At 64.1% G+C, this 16,262-nt stretch carries 16 protein-coding genes, 1 tRNA gene and 1 riboswitch; of the genes, 5 read left to right on the forward strand and 12 right to left on the reverse strand.

The features are described from left to right. Window positions 1-2: 2 nt before the first annotated feature. From rpmI to V7R84_RS09500, 4 genes are all read right to left on the reverse strand, one after another. Window positions 3-209 (reverse strand): 50S ribosomal protein L35, encoded by a 207-nt coding sequence (gene rpmI, locus V7R84_RS09485; RefSeq protein WP_338568288.1) that lies wholly within the window; start codon window positions 207-209, stop codon window positions 3-5. Between the two features lie 35 nt (window positions 210-244). Then, window positions 245-871 carry a translation initiation factor IF-3 gene (gene infC, locus V7R84_RS09490; protein WP_338568290.1) on the reverse strand — a complete coding sequence of 209 codons (627 nt, stop codon included), beginning with the start codon at window positions 869-871 and terminating at the stop codon, window positions 245-247. Between the two features lie 270 nt (window positions 872-1,141). Further along, entirely contained in the window at window positions 1,142-2,254 is a 1,113-nt protein-coding gene (locus V7R84_RS09495) for a suppressor of fused domain protein (RefSeq protein WP_338568292.1), read from the reverse strand. Window positions 2,255-2,365: 111 nt separating this feature from the next. Further along, window positions 2,366-3,766 carry an MFS transporter gene (locus tag V7R84_RS09500; RefSeq protein WP_338568294.1) on the reverse strand — a complete coding sequence of 467 codons (1,401 nt, stop codon included), beginning with the start codon at window positions 3,764-3,766 and terminating at the stop codon, window positions 2,366-2,368. A gap of 24 nt (window positions 3,767-3,790) precedes the next feature. Further along, a riboswitch (cobalamin riboswitch) is annotated at window positions 3,791-3,935 on the reverse strand. An 89-nt stretch (window positions 3,936-4,024) separates the two neighbouring features. On the opposite strand from V7R84_RS09500, the gene V7R84_RS09505 reads away from it, so the two are divergent. Continuing rightward, a complete protein-coding gene (locus V7R84_RS09505; RefSeq protein WP_338568295.1) occupies window positions 4,025-4,534 on the forward strand; it encodes a hypothetical protein in 510 nt (169 codons plus the stop codon). A 31-nt stretch (window positions 4,535-4,565) separates the two neighbouring features. Here the strand turns inward: V7R84_RS09505 and hisG are convergent, their stop codons facing one another. The 4 genes from hisG to V7R84_RS09525 all read right to left on the reverse strand — a co-directional run bounded on the left by hisG (window position 4,566) and on the right by V7R84_RS09525 (window position 7,538). After that, complete coding sequence (hisG, locus tag V7R84_RS09510; protein ID WP_338568296.1) at window positions 4,566-5,411, reverse strand: ATP phosphoribosyltransferase; 846 nt, start codon at window positions 5,409-5,411, stop codon at window positions 4,566-4,568. Between the two features lie 15 nt (window positions 5,412-5,426). Next, window positions 5,427-5,690, reverse strand: coding sequence for a phosphoribosyl-ATP diphosphatase (locus V7R84_RS09515; protein ID WP_338568297.1), 264 nt, complete (start codon window positions 5,688-5,690; stop codon window positions 5,427-5,429). Between the two features lie 19 nt (window positions 5,691-5,709). Then, window positions 5,710-6,957, reverse strand: coding sequence for a cysteine--1-D-myo-inosityl 2-amino-2-deoxy-alpha-D-glucopyranoside ligase (gene mshC / locus V7R84_RS09520; protein WP_338568299.1), 1,248 nt, complete (start codon window positions 6,955-6,957; stop codon window positions 5,710-5,712). A 65-nt stretch (window positions 6,958-7,022) separates the two neighbouring features. Further along, window positions 7,023-7,538 (reverse strand): DUF3090 domain-containing protein, encoded by a 516-nt coding sequence (locus V7R84_RS09525; protein ID WP_338568301.1) that lies wholly within the window; start codon window positions 7,536-7,538, stop codon window positions 7,023-7,025. Between the two features lie 153 nt (window positions 7,539-7,691). On the opposite strand from V7R84_RS09525, the gene V7R84_RS09530 reads away from it, so the two are divergent. Both V7R84_RS09530 and V7R84_RS09535 read left to right on the forward strand, forming a co-directional pair. Beyond that, window positions 7,692-8,660, forward strand: coding sequence for an aldo/keto reductase (locus tag V7R84_RS09530; RefSeq protein ID WP_338568303.1), 969 nt, complete (start codon window positions 7,692-7,694; stop codon window positions 8,658-8,660). A 77-nt stretch (window positions 8,661-8,737) separates the two neighbouring features. Next, window positions 8,738-8,823 (forward strand) — tRNA-Leu (locus V7R84_RS09535). 279 nt (window positions 8,824-9,102) lie between these two features. On the opposite strand, the gene V7R84_RS09540 is transcribed toward V7R84_RS09535, so the two are convergent. Continuing rightward, window positions 9,103-10,638: an MFS transporter gene (locus V7R84_RS09540; protein WP_338568304.1), complete on the reverse strand. Its 1,536-nt coding sequence runs from the start codon at window positions 10,636-10,638 to the stop codon at window positions 9,103-9,105. A gap of 73 nt (window positions 10,639-10,711) precedes the next feature. On the opposite strand from V7R84_RS09540, the gene V7R84_RS09545 reads away from it, so the two are divergent. Further along, complete coding sequence (locus V7R84_RS09545) at window positions 10,712-11,296, forward strand: TetR/AcrR family transcriptional regulator (protein WP_338568305.1); 585 nt, start codon at window positions 10,712-10,714, stop codon at window positions 11,294-11,296. A gap of 172 nt (window positions 11,297-11,468) precedes the next feature. Here V7R84_RS09545 and V7R84_RS09550 read toward each other — a convergent pair whose 3' ends face one another. Together V7R84_RS09550 and V7R84_RS09555 are read right to left on the reverse strand one after the other, a co-directional pair. Further along, the gene (locus V7R84_RS09550) at window positions 11,469-12,269 is read right to left on the reverse strand and encodes a cytochrome c biogenesis CcdA family protein (RefSeq protein ID WP_338568307.1); all 801 of its coding nucleotides are present in this window, start codon (window positions 12,267-12,269) and stop codon (window positions 11,469-11,471) included. Next, the gene (locus V7R84_RS09555; RefSeq protein ID WP_338568309.1) at window positions 12,269-13,057 is read right to left on the reverse strand and encodes a DsbA family protein; all 789 of its coding nucleotides are present in this window, start codon (window positions 13,055-13,057) and stop codon (window positions 12,269-12,271) included. The genes V7R84_RS09550 and V7R84_RS09555 overlap by 1 nt, the downstream gene beginning before the upstream one ends. Before the next feature lie 144 nt (window positions 13,058-13,201). Here V7R84_RS09555 and V7R84_RS09560 point away from each other — a divergent pair, with 144 nt between their 5' ends. Beyond that, on the forward strand, window positions 13,202-15,382 hold the full coding sequence (locus tag V7R84_RS09560) for a HelD family protein (RefSeq protein ID WP_338568311.1): 2,181 nt from the start codon (window positions 13,202-13,204) through the stop codon (window positions 15,380-15,382). Here the strand turns inward: V7R84_RS09560 and V7R84_RS09565 are convergent. After that, window positions 15,375-16,262, reverse strand: a complete 888-nt coding sequence (locus V7R84_RS09565; protein WP_338568313.1) for a methylenetetrahydrofolate reductase — start codon at window positions 16,260-16,262, stop codon at window positions 15,375-15,377. The two genes, V7R84_RS09560 and V7R84_RS09565, sit on opposite strands and share 8 nt — an antisense overlap.

Here is a 16,262-nt window from a genome sequence, read left to right on the forward strand (position 1 = left end):
GCTCAGCGGCCTGAGTGGCCGGCGAGGAGCGCCTTGGCCTGCTTGAGGTCGGAGCCGGCCATCTCGGTGTTGCCCTTGAGGCGACGCAGCCGCTTGGAGGATTTGTGGGCGTTGAGGTGCCCCAGGTTCGCCTGACGGTGCATCAGTTTGCCCGATCCGGTCACCTTGACACGTTTCTTGGTTCCCGAATGCGATTTCATCTTCGGCATGGTTGGCTCGCTTTCTGATTGGTGAATGGCCCGCGTCACAGCTCGATGTCGGGGTCCATGTTGTCGGCGGGGCCGCGCTTCTTCCTGGACGGCCGGGCTGCGGCCCTGAGCCGGGCCTCCTCGGCCTTCTCCGCCTCGGCGTTCGCCCGGCGCTGCTCCATGCGACGGTCCCGTTCCTCGGCCTGTTCGGCCCGGGCCTCGGTCTTCTTCTTGGTGGGGCCGAGGACCATCAGCATGTTCCGACCGTCTTGTCTGGGCGCGGATTCGACGAAACCGTGCTCGGCGACGTCGTCGGCGAGCCGTTTCAGCAGGTCGATGCCCAGTTCCGGACGGGACTGCTCGCGTCCACGGAACATGATGGTGATCTTCACCTTGTCGCCGGCCTTCAGGAACCGGACGACATGGCCCTTCTTGGTCTCGTAATCGTGGTTGTCGATCTTGAGACGAAGCTTCATTTCCTTGGTGATGGTGTTCGACTGGTTCCGACGGGCATCCCGCGCCTTCTGCGCGGCCTCATACTTGAACTTGCCGTAATCCATCAGCTTTGCAACCGGGGGGCGCGCCTGGGGCGCCACCTCGACGAGATCGAGGTCGCTCTCAACTGCGAGGCGAAGGGCGTCCTCGAGACGCACGATGCCGACCTGCTCGCCTTTCGGGCCCACGAGCCGGACTTCGGGTACTCGGATGCGTTCGTTGATCCGCGGTTCAGTGCTGATGAGTTCCTCCAGGATTGTCGTTATCTGGCCTCAACGACGAGAAAGGCCTTCGCGCACGCGCGAAGACCTGACGACACACCGTGGCGTGTGTTCCGACCCGGCCGCCACTGCAACCTGGGTGGGAGGTCAGGCCTCCGCTTCATGGGCGAACGCTTCCGCGCCGCTGTCAACGGCCAGCAACAATACCTCGCCAACCCCCCGGGAAACAAATGCTTCTCAGCCAATGGTTTCGATCACGTTGCCCTCGCTGTCGGTGATCTCAGTGCGCTCCACGTTCCAGATCACCCCGTCGGGCGCCATGTACTGACCGGCACGGGCCTTGAGAGTGGCGGCCAGCCGGGAGAGATCAGCGGGATCGAGGGTCAAGGTGGCCTCCTTGTCCCCCAGCTGGATCCCGGTGCGACCACCAGGCAGAAAGAGCAGTTCCGCGTCGGGACTGTGAAGAAGGAACTCGCGACCATGCGGCAGGCGACTGTTGAGCCTCTCCCCCAGAACCCCGGCAACGCGAGCCCCGATGGTCAGCATCGGCATGCCGGCCTCGGCTGTGATCCTGAGCACGTCGATGAAGACCTGCCCCATCTGCGATCCATCCTTCTTCCGCCCCTCCGCGATCCGTGTCGCGATCTCCGGATCGGCTCGCAGCGGATCTCCTCGCAGTTCGGTGATGCCTTTCGGTCGGGAACCGGTCAGGAGAGCGAAAAATTTCTCCGCGTCCCAATTGTTGACGTCATCGAGGTCCTCGGCCGTCAGCCCGACAAGCTGCACGAACTGCACGGAGCCACTGGGGGTCTCGACACTGCCCAGATCCGGGTCCTCAATGAAACCTAATGCCGTCTGAGTGGTTTCTTCCTCCAGGGAAATCGGGCCGTTGGCATCGATGTGATGGTTGGGCGCGAAACCGTTTCCGGTACGAAAGACATAGCGCGCCAGGTTCTGAAGCAGACTCAGCGGCCAGGTAGGCGGCTCCTTAGCCTTCAAGGCCCCGTCGTCGACGAGCCGGAAGGTCAGCTCGAAACCGTATCCGGACACCCCATCCCCGGATCCTTCCTGTTCACCGTAGAGATCACTCAGCCCGTAGGTGACGTAGTGCCAGTGCGGGCGAGGTTGCGTCGCACGGTAGACGGAGATACCGTCCAGCGGATCATCTGAATCGTCATTGCTCAAGAAACTGGGAACCAAGGTGCTGACGTGAAAGGGAGCGACCTGATCCGGGTAGATCCGTTCGCAGGCCTCCGTGATGGCTTCCCATCCGGGGCTGTCCTCAGCTCCGGTCTCAGCTGTGTGGCCAGTCGTCGACTCCCGGCCGAACAGTCCGTTCAAGATTCCCATCCCGCCAGTTTATCGACAAGGGGTGGCTAAAAGTTCACATCGGCAGTATTGATTCAATTTTTGAACACTTATCCTGAGTCACTCAGCGGTCGGCCACCCTGAACGATTTCCTCACATCATCGCGAGACGCCGCACCGGCTTCTCGGGCTGCCTCGGAGATTGGAGGCCCCGCCGACAGAAAACAACCGCGGCGACGCAGGAGGCCACGGGGAGGCCTGCCAGAACGATCCAGGGCACGGGTGCGAGCAGTTGCGGGGTTTCCGCCAAAGGCAGGAGGAGGCCAATTCCAGTGCTCCCCAACAGCACGGCCAGACCGCCGACGGATGCAAGCATCCCGAGATGAGTTCCCAGCCCTTGCCCTCCGGACAAGTCCGCGACAATGCCCCGGGCAGCAGGCATGACGAGGACCTGCCCGACGTGGAGTCCGATCACGAACAACACCGAGGGTAGGAAGGCGAGCACCCCAGGCAGGGGCGGCAGGGCAGCGAACGCGGCCACCCCCAGGAGTCCTGCAGCCATCAGGGCGTATCCCCATCCCAGGATGCGGGCAGTGGACCAGTGGGCAACCAGGCGCGTGACGGGCAGTTGCAGCGCGACGGTGAGCACGGCGGCCATGCCGAACAACCAGGTGATATCAGCCCCCGGGACGCCGATTCGGTCCAGTTCCACGGGGATGGCCAGGTAGAACTGGTTGTAGACGACCAGGCAGGTGCAGTGGATCAGCGCGAACATCAGGAATCTGCGGTTGGTGAGCACATGCCCCACGGACTCCCGCACCGTTGTGGCCTGCCCGATGCAGCTTCTCCGCGGCAACCAGATGACCTGGGCAAACATGATGACCGCAAAGACACCTGCAGCCAGCAGGCAGGTCAACCGGAACGGGATGACCAGGAGAACACCACCCAGGACGGGCCCGATAACAGAGCCCAGCTGGGAAGCCATCATCTCGAGCCCTATGACCTCTTCCCGGGAAACCGTCGCGTCGCCTGCCGCGACATCACCGGCCCAGGCGACGATCGCCGATTCCACCGCGGGCGAGAACAGTGCCGCTGCGAAACCGATCAGGATCACACCCATCATCACCCCGAAGACTTCATCAGCGACGGCAAGGGTCAGGAATCCACAGATACGAATGACGCATCCGACGAGGATGGTGTTTTTTATACCGAAACGGTCGGCGAGCGCACCTCCCAGGAAGAACATGCCCTGCTGGGAGAACGTTCTCAGCCCCAACAACAGGCCGATGATCCACTCGGCGAGTAGGAGATCCTTGGCAAGGTGGGTCGCGATGAAGGGAACCACCAGGTAGAAACCGACATTGAAGGCGAACTGGGTGACGATAACCAGCCGCAGCGGCACCGGCAGAACTGCCAGCATCGCCAACGAGCCACGTCGTCTGCCGCCTCGCCCGGAAGATCCGGGCTCCCTCACATCGGTTCTCTCCCCGGTCTCACCAACCATTGATTCCTTGGCGCTGACCTGGCTGTATGGGCGGGTGATGGACGTGGTCACAGGACTCCTGTCGAACCTGGGCGCGAGGCTCTCACGAGGGTTGGCCAGGTGCTCGGACTCGTGGTTCCACCTCATCATGAGATGGCCACCCACCGTTGCGCGTCAGTCCCGGGATTCGACCGGGTTCCCCTGCGCCTTGTTGAAGGCCACCAACCCGGCGGGGCGTGGACCGCACCGCCGAGAAAACATTAAACTCCGCGACACAGGTTTTACAAGTCTGTTCACTACCGCGGCAGGGCGTGTGGAATGCTTGAGCGCATGGGTACGTCGCTGTTTGTCACCATCGCAGTCATGACCGTCATCGTGGCCATCACAGCTGGATTGTTCGCCCGCGGTCGCAGCTCGCGGGCCCTGCTCGCCGGAATCGGTTTCGCACTGCTGCCGCTGGGGCTCTTCCTGACGGGCATGTCGGATCTACTGGTGAGCGGCATCGAGAGCCTGATCGCCTGGGTGGACCGCACCGGGTGGACGAACACGATGAGCTGGGGTGCCGGCATCGGTGGCCTGGGAATCTTGTTCCTCGTCGTGGCTCGATTCCTGCCGGGACCGAAACCACGTGAGGAACGAGGCGACAGCGCTACACGCAAACGTCCCGTCGGTAAGCAGTCCACGACCAAGCCTGCGGTCGAGAAAGGTCCTCAGCACACTGCCCAGTCCTCCCACCCAGGCCCGCAATCCGGAACCGCTCCCCAGAAGGGTGCCGCCGAGGCAGGCGAAGATGATCTCGACGAGATCGAAGCGCTCCTAAAGAAACGAGGGATAGTCTGACCGGCTTTCCCGGCCCGGACCAGGGACCAGTTCAGAGTCTGACCGCACTCAGCTCGGTCAGGATGATGCCTCGTGCCCCGGCCTCGAACAGCCGATCCATCAGCAGGTGCGCTCCGCGCCGCGGTACGAGAACTCTCACTGCCATCCACCCGGGCTCAGCCAATCGGGAAACCGTCGGACCGTTCACTCCGGAGGCCAGAGCGGTCGTGGCCTCAAGATCGGTCTCTGCGACGTTGTAGTCCATCATCAGGTAGTTCTGCGCCACCAGCACTGACTCGAGCCGGGTACGCAACGAGGTAAGTCCTTCCGGTTCAACATCCTCGTCGCGTCGGATGAGGATCGCCTCGGATGTGCAGATGGGTTCCCCGAAGACCTGGAGCCCGGCTCTGCGAAGCGTGGTCCCGGTGTCAACGACATCGGCCACCACGTCGGCCACTCCCAACCTGATGGCAGATTCCACGGCGCCGTCGAGCTTTACGAGGTTGGCCTCGATGCCCTGTTCTTCCAGCCAGAGTCCCAGAAGCCCGGGGTAGGAGGTCGCGATGCGCTTGCCCGCCAGGTCTGCAACGTCATAGGACCGGTCGGATGGCGCCGCGAATCGGAACCGACTGTCACCAAACCCGAGGGGCAGGACCTCCGTGGCGCGGGCCCCCGAGTCGAGGAGCATGTCCCGGCCAGTGATCCCGACGTCCAGGTGTCCTTCCCCCACGTACACGGCGATGTCGCGGGGGCGCAGGTAGTAGAACTCGACATCGTGAGCAGAGTCCGCCAGAGTCAGGTCCTTGGGGTCGGTGCGCTGCCGGTATCCGGCGGCCCGGAGCATGGCGGTGGCCCTTTCAGCCAAGGAACCTTTGTTGGGTACGGCGATCTTCAGCATTTTCACTCCCCCGGCTTACAAGTGCCGGTACACATCCTCGAGGTCCAGGTCCAGCGCGATCATCATCACCTGGAGGTGGTACAGCAACTGGCTGATCTCCAGTGCGGCGTCGTCGGTTGTCTCGTGTTCAGCGGCCATCCACACCTCGGCCGCCTCCTCCACCACTTTCTTGCCGATGTGGTGCACCCCTGCGTCCAGGCGAGCCACTGTCGACGATCCCTCAGGTCGAGTCTGGGCGGTTTCTCGGAGCTGTTCGAAGAGCTGTTCAAAGGACTTCACGAACCGACACCCTAGTGGGTCACAACTTCACCCCGAGCAACGCATCCACGGCGGAGGAGATCTTGGTGTACCCATCGGTCTCCTTCCCGCCGGATTCAATGCTCGCCGCCGCCCATTCATCGACGATGTCGAGCGCCAACGGCGCATCCAGGTCGTTGCGCAAGGCTCGCCGCATCTCGGCGATGATCTCTTCCGTGGGCCGGGTGGCCGGGATGTTGCGAAGAGCGCGCCATGCGCTGAGGCGCCTCGTGGCTCGCTCCAGCAGCTGCGAATCCCATTCCCAGTCGCTTCGGTAGTGCTGTCCGAGCAGCGCCAGCCGAATCGCCATGGGATCGGCCCCGCGTTGCCTGAGCCTGCTCACCAGTTCCAGGTTGCCCCTCGACTTGCTCATCTTCTCGCCATCCAGGGCGACCATTCCAGAGTGGACGTAGGCCCCGGCCATCGGCACCCCGGTCACTGCCCGCGCCTCGGCAGCACACATCTCGTGGTGCGGGAAGACCAGATCGGTTCCGCCGCCCTGCACGTCGAAGCAAGGGCCAAGATGATGCAGGGAGATGGCGGTGCATTCGATGTGCCAGCCAGGTCGGCCATCACCCAGCGCCGAGGTCCAGCTCGGCTCACCCGGACGTGCGAAGCGCCACAGCAGGCAGTCCAACGGGTGCCGCTTCCCGGGCCTGTCAGGATCCCCACCGCGTTCGGCGAAGACCTTGAGCATGCGTTCCTCGTCGTAGTGGCTGATCTCCCCGAAACCGGGCGCGCCCGCCGTGTTGAAGTACCAGTCGGGGTGCTCGGGATCCTCCACCTGATAGACCAGCCCTGTGGACAACAGCTTCTCGATCAGTTCCACCACGCATGGGATGGATTCAACGGCCCCAACGTAGTGGTCGGGCGGGATGATGCGTAGAGCGGTCATGTCGGAGCGGAACAGTTCGGTCTGGTCCTCTGCCAGTTCCTCCCAGTCCTGGCCCGTTGCGGCGGCACGTTCCAACAGCGGATCGTCCACATCCGTGACGTTCTGGACGTAGTTAACTTTCAGGCCGAGGTCCCGCCAGACCCGGTTCACCAGGTCGAAGGTGAGGTAGGTGCTGGCGTGCCCCAGATGCGTGGCGTCATAGGGGGTGATTCCGCACACGTATATCCGGGCCTCGCCTTCCGTGGGATCGACGGGAATGGTCCGAGCTGAGGAGGAATCGTGCAACCTGAGCCGCCTGGGCACGTCCTGTGACGCTGGAATGCTGGGAATCTCGACTGGAGCCCACGAGTACATGCCACAAAGCTACTGCCTTTCGGCGCCCCTCCCGGAATCAACACCGGAAACTACGGAATATCGGGTCAGAACAGTGGCGCACGATACCCGTTGCTGCGGGGGCAAATGTGCCCAGCGGCGTGCACCGGCTGGGCGCAGAACGGGCAGCTGGGATCGGCGGTCGCGACGATGATCCGGGCGCGCGCGGCGAACTGCCTGGCAACAGTGGGATACAGCCACACCTGGATCATGGCCGCCACCTCCTGCACGTCCTGGTCGTCCGGGTAGAACTCGAGCTGGATGGCCCCCCTCTTGGTGTCGAGAGCCCAGCCGATGGCCCCAACGTTGAACAGAACGTCGACGGGGGCGTCCAGCGGTCCGAGTTCTGGCTCGACCTCTGGCGCCTCACCCAACCATCCGAGGGCCGTCGCCTCCTGCAGCAAGGAATCGATGCGCCGCGCGATGGACAGTGCCGCCTCCCGCCGCACATTGACGGCAACCAGGTGCTCCCCTTGGCGGATCTGGATGACGAAGATCCGTTCCCCCACCGGACCGAGGGCACCGACGACCACACGGTCAGGGTGAGGAAATTCGTACATCATTCACCCCACCCTACGGGGACGCACCCCCGTACGCACCAGCGGCTCGGAATGGTCCGGATTTCTTCGGTGTGGGTATCATCGCGATCGCCGCAGCTCCATCGCTCACCGGCGTGCTTCAAGCAACCCAAGGAAGCCGCGCTTTACACTGCCCGAATGGAATATCGGGCACTCGGCGGATCTGGGCTGCACGTCTCCAGGATCGGGCTGGGAACGATGGCCTGGGGAAGGGATGTCGAGTGGCCGGTCGTCCGGGAACTGGTCCACGACTTCGTTGAGGACGGCGGAAACCTCATCGACACAGCCCCCGCCTACGGCGGCGGGGTGGCCGAGCAGATGATCGGGAAGCTGTTGGCAGCGGGCATCCCGCGCGACTCCTTGGTCATCGCAACCAAGGCTGGTTTCATTATCCGGAACGGACGAAGGATCATCGACACCTCCCGTGCGGCACTGCTGAACGACCTCGAGGGATCACTGCGCAGGCTCCGCACCGATCACGTCGACTTGTGGCAGGTGCACGCCTGGGGTGGGGCACCCATCGAGGAAACCCTGTCCGCGCTCGATTCCGCCGTCTCACGCGGCTTGGCCCGTTACGTCGGTGTGAGCAACTTCGTGGGGTGGCAGACCGCAACAGCCGCCACCTGGCAGGAGGCGATGGCGGGACGCACGAAGCTGGCATCGGTTCAGGTGGAGTACTCACTGCTGGCCCGCCGCGCTGAGGTGGAGGTGATCGGCGCCGCGCAATACCACAACCTTGGCCTGTTGGCGTGGTCGGCAATGGGCCGGGGCGCGTTGACGGGCCGATACCGCCGTGGAATTCCGAGGGATTCACGGGCCGCATCCGAGCATTTCGGCTGGTTCCTGGAGCCGTATCTCCAACCACGGAGCCGGGCCGTAATTGACGCCGTTGCCAAGGCCGCCGACGGCCTGGTGCTCACCCCCGCGCAGGTGGCGTTGATATGGGTTCGGGACGCTCCCCAGGTGGCGAGCGCCCTGGTCGGCCCCAGGACCCCGGAACACCTGGCAGAGCTCATCGACGCCGAGACCAAACAGCTGGTCCCGCCCATCATCGCGGCCCTCGACGACATCTCCGGCGGCCCGAACCAGTTCCGGACCGCAGGCTGAGCCCAATCATGGTTGCGACTCCCGCCTGCCGACTGCTATCGTTTTTCCCCGCGCCCACTGATGTGGGGGCAGCCCGGGTCCGGGTGGCGGAATAGGTAGACGCGCTAGCTTGAGGTGCTAGTGCCCGTTTTAGGGCGTGGAGGTTCAAGTCCTCTCTCGGACACATTTTCATGAGACCTGTTCGCAGAGTTGAACAGGCTTTTTTTGATTCATCGGTCCCTGCACACCTTGGGCATGGCTCTTGCGTCCCGTACCCCCTCGGACATCTCACCGTCTGCATTGACCGGGGTCCAACGTTCGGCAGGGGTCCACTCAGAACGGCAACCATTGCATCGGAACAACGGCAGCCCATCGTGGAACTCCCTCGCATCACGCCAGTCGCACAAGCCTCGGCAATCGTTGTGAATCAGAGTCATGAGGAGCAGGTTAGTCGCTCAAGGACTCAGTCCTCCTCGTCCTGTCCGGACTTTGCAGCCACCACTTTTCTGAGAGTGAAGGCGATCACCATGACGGCCAGCACCACAATCCCGGCCGCCGTCAGCCCCGCCATCCGGGACGCGTCCCCGAAGGCCGCCAACGCCGCCTCTCGCACCGAGGAATCCGTCCCTGCGTCGGAAAGGGTTGCGGTGAATGAGCCATCAGCCACCCCGGGCATCGAACGACGAAGGGACTCGGCATACTGGCTCGCCAACACGGCCCCCAGCACAGCGATCCCGAGGGCGGTTCCGATCTCCTGGACCGTGTCATTCATAGAGGAGATCAACCCAGACCGGCTCGTGGGACCCGACGACATGAGCAGGTCGTTGGACACGACCATCACGCCCCCGTTGCCCATACCGAGCAGGATCAGGACGATCAGGGACGGCAGGTAGCCGCGGATGGGCTGCGCCAGGCCGTACGCGGCGGCGGCCGCACCCATCAGCGCCAGGCCGAGCAGGACGACGGTACGCACCTCAAGACGTTTCACGAGCAGCGGGACCAACAAGGAAGCGATCACGGCGCCACCCGCCATCGGTAGCACCGCAACCCCGGCCAGCAACGCCGCCAAACCATCGACGAGCTGGAGCTGCTGGGTGATCATGAACAGCAGACCAGCCATCGTGAACATGGTGGCCGCCGCAGCGAGGGCCGCCCCCAGAAACGCGGGGTTCCTCGCAACATCGAGATCGAACATGCTCACCTCTCCCCTGCTCGAACGCAACCAGAACAGCACCAGCGCCGCGGCACCGATACCCGCCGCGGCCAGCACCACGGTGTCGGTGACACCGTCGGAGGAGGAGTGAATGACGGCGTAACTGACCCCGAAAAGACCGACACCCGCGAGAAGAGCCCCAGGAATGTCCAGGCGGCGCGGGTGTGGGTCGCGCGACTCCGGCACCAGTGCCGCCGCTCCGGTGAAGGCGATGGCTGCCATCACCGCGTTCAGGATGAAGATTCCGCGCCAGTGCCAGATCTGCAACACGACCCCGGAGATCAGTGGCCCGATGATCACCCCGAGGGATGTCACGGCGCCCCAGATCCCGATCGCGGTCGGGCGGGTGTCGCGGTCGAAGACGTGGGTGATGATCGAGAGGGTGCCGGGCATGAACATCGCCCCGCCGATTCCCATGACGGCCCGACCAGCAATGACGACGTTCGCATCGGGAGCGAACGCCCCGATCAGGGAACCTACCGCGAGTACCACGATCCCGAGCAGGAACACCTTACGGCGCCCGTAGCGGTCCGAGACCGCCCCCGCGGTGAGCACCACCGAGGCCAGCGCCAGCGAGTAGGCGTCCATTACCCACTGCAGCTGCTGGGTGGTGGCCTCGAGTTCTGCTTGGACATGTGGCAAGGCCAGCGTCATGCCGGACTGGTCGAACTGAATGATGGTCGTCGCCAACGACAGTGCCACCAGGATCCACCATCGCCTAGGTGACGCGACAGCCGCCGCTCCCGGGGCCCCGCTCAGCGGGTTCTGGTTCTGTTCCTCGGTCACCGATCCGCCTCCAAATGTTGTATAACGATGTTATACAACATTGTTATAGCAGATCTATCGTTACGCTTCTTCCATGCCACGACCACGGCCCCACGACGACCATCTGCGCGAGCAGCTGCTCGGCATCGCGACCGAAACGATTGCCCGCACCGGCGTCGAGGGTCTCTCTCTACGTACCCTCGCCACGGACGCCGGCACCTCGACCAGCGCGGTTTACCAGCTCTTCGGTAGCCGAGCGGCGCTGTTGGACGCGGTCTACCTGAAGGTCCTGGAGGAGTTCAATCGCGCCCAGGCCGACGCCCCGATGCACGAGGACTCGACTGAGGACCTCCTGGAACTGGCCCGCGCCTACCGGCGCTGGGCCCTTGAGAACAGAAAACAGTTCCTTGTCCTGGTGGAACGGATCACCCCGAGCCAGGAGGCCGTCGCGGGGGTGGTGGGCCACGCGGTCCCCGTCGAGGACCGCGTCAGAAGGGCACTGGACAAAGGCGCCCTGTCAGGCCCCCTGGAACAGGTCGTGCTGTCGCTGTGGGCTACGGTGCACGGCTACACCGCTCTCGAGGTCGCGGGCGTGATCACAGGATCCGATGACGACTTCGAGGCCATCGCCAGAGCCACCCAACGCGGATGGTCCCCGGATGCGGGGAAACAAACCTAGTCTTGACGCATGTGCAACACGACGACCCCCTACGAGCCCCCCGTCTGAGGCCGCACCTCAGTCGGCCTTCACCTTCTCCTGCGCGATGATCTGCTGGAAGGTCTCCAGGGCTGGGCTCCGGAAACCACCTGGGCGCCCATGAAGAAGAAAGTCGCGACGCGACCATCCGCGTTCACTCCGACCGACGACGCCCGGCCCACCAGATCAACACGCCGACGACAGCTGCGACCACAACCATCACCACCAGGTCCGGGACACCCGCCCCCCACACGCGCAGCAGGCCCTCGAGTTCAGACTGTTGCCGGGCATCAAGCAGCCCGCCAATGGCCGACGTGGCGTCGGTGACCAGAAAGAGAACCCCGATCCCGGCTATCAACAATCCGCTCAACAGGGCCCACCACGTGGTGTGCAGTGACCCGATCCGGAGTTCGCGCGGCCGCAGCAAGCGCGCGATATCGAACCCTTCCCACAACCAGGCCAACACGAGCAGCGGGACAACCATGCCTGCTGCGAAACAGGCCAGCAGCAGAGCACCATAGAGCGGTGACCCACCAACCGCCGCCATGGTGAGGACGGCACCCAGCAGCGGACCGGTGCAGGCCCCGGCCAAACCGTAGACCGCGCCCATCGCAATGACCGCCAAAAGGCTGGTGCCACCAGAACTGCGCAGCCCGGGCATGGGAATCCGGATGCCGAGAGCAGTCACCAGCCCGAGCAGGATCAATACCACCCCACCTCCAGGGGCCAGGCTCTGACGGTGCGTGATCAACAGCGCCCCCAACGCCCCGGCCCCCAGACCCATGGGCACGAGAGTTAGCAGCATCCCCAGGTAAAAAGCTCCGGTTCGGGCCACGAGCCGGCCCTTCACATCGCCGAAAGCATAGGCGAAGAACGACGGCAACAGCATCGCCGCACACGGGCTCAGCAGAGCTGCGAGCCCCCCGAGAAAGGAACCTGCGAAGCCGATCCCCATCAGCCAATCTTCTCTTTCTCCTGAGCGATGATCTGCTGGAAGATCTCCAAAGGCTGGGCACCGGAGACCGGACGGGTTCCGACGAAGAAGAAAGGCGTCCCGTTGACGCCCATCTGACGTCCCTCGGCGGTTTCGGTCTTAACAGCGGCCCGGGTCTCCTCGGAGCGATAGTCGGCCTCGAAGGCCGCCATGTCCGGCACCCCGATCTGTGTTGCAACCTCCATGACGAGATCGTCTTTGACATCGGGATGTCCCTGGTTGGGAAGCCTCCTGTGGAGGGCATCCTGGAATTCCCAGAACAAGCCCTGTTTCCCTGCCGCTCTGGCCGCCGCCGCGGCAGCGATGGAGTCATCGCCGAAGACTGCGAGGTCGCGGAATTCGACCCGCAAGGTTCCGTCATCAATCAACGGTTGCAGCTTCGGGAGCGTGTCCTCAGCAAACACGGCGCAGAACGGGCATCGGTAATCGGCGTACTCGATCATCACCACAGGGGCGTCAACTCGGCCCTTCGCCATCGGGTCGTTTTCCTGACGCCTGGCGAGTTTCGCGATCCCGGCCTCCTGCTCAGCCTTCTGCGACGGGTCCGTCGCCTGCTGGGTGGTGGCTCCTGTCGCCGTTGCAGCGGTCGAAGAAGTCCCGGAGGTGCCGCCCTGTGACGCACCGTTTTGCATGGTCTGGCTCAACATCCCCACACAGAACACGAGCGCAACAATCAGTGCTCCTGTCGCTATCTTCCACGGACGCGCCGGATCCGGTTTCTCCGATTTCGGCTGCTGTTTGGCACTCATCACCGTCCCCCTCACATTCTCTGCTCTTGCAGATGCAGCATCCTACGGTGCATGGATCAAGGATCCCAAGTGAACGTTTGACGGATCCCTGTCTCCGAACCAAGTAGAGTATGTCTTCTATCCCAGGAGTGAGGATTACTGCCCTTGAGCACTTCCCGAGGCGACCTCCGGCGCGAAATCGCGCTGGAGCAGGAACATGTTGACCGGGTATACGAAAACCTCGCGGCCTCCACGGCCAGCGCCCGGACACTCGCCCGCAGCAGCGCGGAGATCTACACAACGGACAGGGATGACTACCTACGTGAGGAGTCCGGGACCGCCCTGTTCGAACGCGACGCTTTTGCCTACCAGGCGGCAAAACGTCTGGCGATTCTCGATGCGGAACACGAGGGATTGGTTTTCGGTCGGCTCGACCTGAACTTCCCCGAGACCCGTTACATCGGTCGGCTCGGTGTCCGCGACGCCGAATACGAGCCCTTGGTCATCGACTGGCGGGCCCCCGCGGCCGAGCCCTTCTATCGCGCCACCCAGGCGTCTCCTATGAACGTGATCCGGCGTCGCGTGCTGCGTTGCCGTAACGATCACGTCATTGGTTTGGAGGACGACCTGCTGGATACCAGCGCTGACACCGACCTGCCGATCCTCGGGGAGGGAGCGTTGATGGCGGCGCTGACCCGGGCCCGGGGACGTACCATGCGCGACATCGTCGCCACCATCCAGGCGGAACAGGACGAAGCCATCCGCGCCCCCTACCAGGGGGTGACGATCATCGGTGGTGGCCCCGGCACCGGCAAAACCGTGGTGGCTCTGCACCGCGCCGCCTATCTGCTGTATACCAACCGGGCCCGCCTCGAGAAGGGTGGGGTTCTCGTCGTGGGCCCCAGCTCGGTGTTCATGAACTACATCGAGCGGGTGCTGCCGAGCCTCGGCGAGGAATCCGTGACGCTGCGCGCGATCGGAGCCGTGGCCGGCGACACGCTAGGAATGGTCTCGGAGCGGATCGACGTCGCACCAGCAGCCACCCTGAAGGGCTCGCTGCGAATGCTAAAGGTGCTTCGCCGACTGGTTCGCCGCCCCCCGAACTCTGCCGTGGAGGAAGTGCGGATCAGCGTCAAGGGTGAGGTTCTGACACTGGACGCGGTGGAACTGGCCGGGATCCGGGAGTCGACACTGTCCAACTACAAGATGAACCGCGGTCGCGCTGCAGCCACGACGTCAGTGGCTCGGGCGCTCGCCGGGAAACTGACGGTCGACGTGGGACTCAACCCCCAGGAGATCGATGAGCACATCCGCGAGCACCAGCGTTTCAGGGAGTTCATGGAATCCTGGTGGCCGATGCTCGATGCCCCTACCGCGCTTGCTCGCTTGGCAGATCGGGAGCTGCTCGACGAGCTGGCACCACACCTCACGACCGAGGAGCGCGACCACCTGGCGGAGTCCTACCAGTGGCTGCAAACCGATGCCCTCGAGATCACCGGCTGGTCGGTAGCCGACATGACGCTGCTGGACGAGCTGCTGGAGATGCTGGGGCCTGTACCTGTCGAGTCACACGAAGATCCGGTTTTCATCGACTTCGGGAACGTCTCGGAGCTGGTCACCACCTCCGACCTGCTGCGCCGCGAACACTCCGTCGACCCCGACGACGACCCGCAGACCACCTACACCCACATTCTCGTCGACGAGTCCCAGGACATCACCCCCATGCAGTGGCGGATGCTGCGACGCCGGGGACCGCAGGCGTCGTGGACGCTCGTCGGCGACCCTGCGCAGAGCTCCTACCCGGACGCCGCCGAGTTGGAGCGAGCGGTCAACGACCTCGTGGGTCGTGCCCCACTGCGTCGCTTCACCCTGTCCACCAACTACCGTTCCCCCTCCGAGATCTTCGACCTGGCGGCAAAGGTCATCACCCGAGTGTTTCCCGAGGCCAGCCTGCCACGTGCGGTGCGTAACACCGGCCTGGTGCCGAAGCTCGCCGAAACCGATGAAGCCGGCCTGACGGAGGCGATCATCACCTTGTCTCTCGGCCTGGCCGGACACGTCAGCGGAACGTTGGGCATCATTGTTCCGCCCTCACGGCTGGGGGCCACGACCCGCCTGGCGATGTCCGATCCGCGGCTGGCGGCCCTGGAGGAACGCCTCATTGTGGTCACCGCGTTGCAGGCCAAGGGCCTGGAGTACGATGGCGTTCTGGTGGTCTGCCCCGACGAGATCGTCACGGAGGCTCCCGGCGCGGAGCGGGTGCTGTATGTCGCCCTGACCCGCGCCACCCAACGCATGGCTGTCCTTGACGTCGGAACCTCCGTCTGGCGGACCGCCCTCAGCTGACCCGGTCCCCCCAACCGATCGCCTCGAGGACCTCTGAGGTGGCCTTCCAACGGTTCTGAGTGAAGAACTGGAGCCCGGGAGCCCCGGCCGCCAGGAGCTCTCGGCACAGATTGATGGCACGAGACAGTCCGATGCTACGGACCTCGGCGGGATTCCGGGCGGCCCGGAGCGCGGCAACGAAGTCCTCAGGAAGGGGACAATCCGCCAGCGATGCGAACCTTTCGATCTGGGTGATCACTGTCAGCGGAGCAATGCCGGGGATGATGGGGATCTGGCTGCCGCGGTCACGGACCCGGTTCACCAACTCCACGTAGCGGTGCGATTCGAAGAACAGCTGCGTGATGGCGTAGTCCGCACCCGCCGCCGCCTTCTCCACGACGATCCGGGCGTCCAGTTCAGGATCGTTGTCCGGTTGGTGGACGTTCGGGAAGGCAGCCACGCCAACGCAGAAATCACCGTGTCCCTTGATGAGCTGCACCAGTTCCGTCGCGTTGCCGAGCCCTTCGGGGTGCTGTTCCCAGGGTTGCTGCGGTCCGCCGGGCATGTCCCCGCGGATGGCCAGGATGTCGCGTACCCCGGCCTCGGCGAAGGCATCCAGGGTGCGCAGCAGATCATCAGTGGACTGGGAAACACAGGTCAGGTGACCGACGACGGTGGCGTGCTGGGCAGCCCCCAGAGCGGCGGTCGCGGCCACCGTACGATCACGGGTGGAACCGGAGGCCCCATAGGTGACCGACAGAAAAGCCGGGTGGAACCGGCTCAGTTTCGCGACGGATGTGTCAAAGCGCGGCTGTTCCTCAGGACTGCGGGGAGGAAAGAACTCAAAGCTCAGCGTCGGGGACGTGGTGTCGCGGAGAAGCTCGGCAACGGTCGGGGACAT

Origin of the sequence: Arachnia propionica (assembly GCF_037055325.1) — a bacterium.
Classification (GTDB): domain Bacteria; phylum Actinomycetota; class Actinomycetes; order Propionibacteriales; family Propionibacteriaceae; genus Arachnia.

Bases quoted from the DNA above. Each gene is read 5' to 3' on its own strand.
- V7R84_RS09550 (WP_338568307.1), bottom strand. From the start codon at position 12,269: ATGGGGATCGGCTTCGCAGGTTCCTTTCTCGGGGGGCTCGCAGCTCTG.
- V7R84_RS09555 (WP_338568309.1), bottom strand. From the start codon at position 13,057: ATGAGTGCCAAACAGCAGCCGAAATCGGAGAAACCGGATCCGGCGCGT.
- V7R84_RS09530 (WP_338568303.1), top strand. From the start codon at position 7,692: ATGGAATATCGGGCACTCGGCGGATCTGGGCTGCACGTCTCCAGGATC.
- V7R84_RS09495 (WP_338568292.1), bottom strand. From the start codon at position 2,254: ATGGGAATCTTGAACGGACTGTTCGGCCGGGAGTCGACGACTGGCCAC.
- V7R84_RS09505 (WP_338568295.1), top strand. From the start codon at position 4,025: ATGGGTACGTCGCTGTTTGTCACCATCGCAGTCATGACCGTCATCGTG.
- rpmI (WP_338568288.1), bottom strand. From the start codon at position 209: ATGCCGAAGATGAAATCGCATTCGGGAACCAAGAAACGTGTCAAGGTG.
- V7R84_RS09545 (WP_338568305.1), top strand. From the start codon at position 10,712: ATGCCACGACCACGGCCCCACGACGACCATCTGCGCGAGCAGCTGCTC.
- V7R84_RS09525 (WP_338568301.1), bottom strand. From the start codon at position 7,538: ATGATGTACGAATTTCCTCACCCTGACCGTGTGGTCGTCGGTGCCCTC.
- V7R84_RS09565 (WP_338568313.1), bottom strand. From the start codon at position 16,262: ATGTCCCCGACCGTTGCCGAGCTTCTCCGCGACACCACGTCCCCGACG.
- mshC (WP_338568299.1), bottom strand. From the start codon at position 6,957: ATGTACTCGTGGGCTCCAGTCGAGATTCCCAGCATTCCAGCGTCACAG.
- hisG (WP_338568296.1), bottom strand. From the start codon at position 5,411: ATGCTGAAGATCGCCGTACCCAACAAAGGTTCCTTGGCTGAAAGGGCC.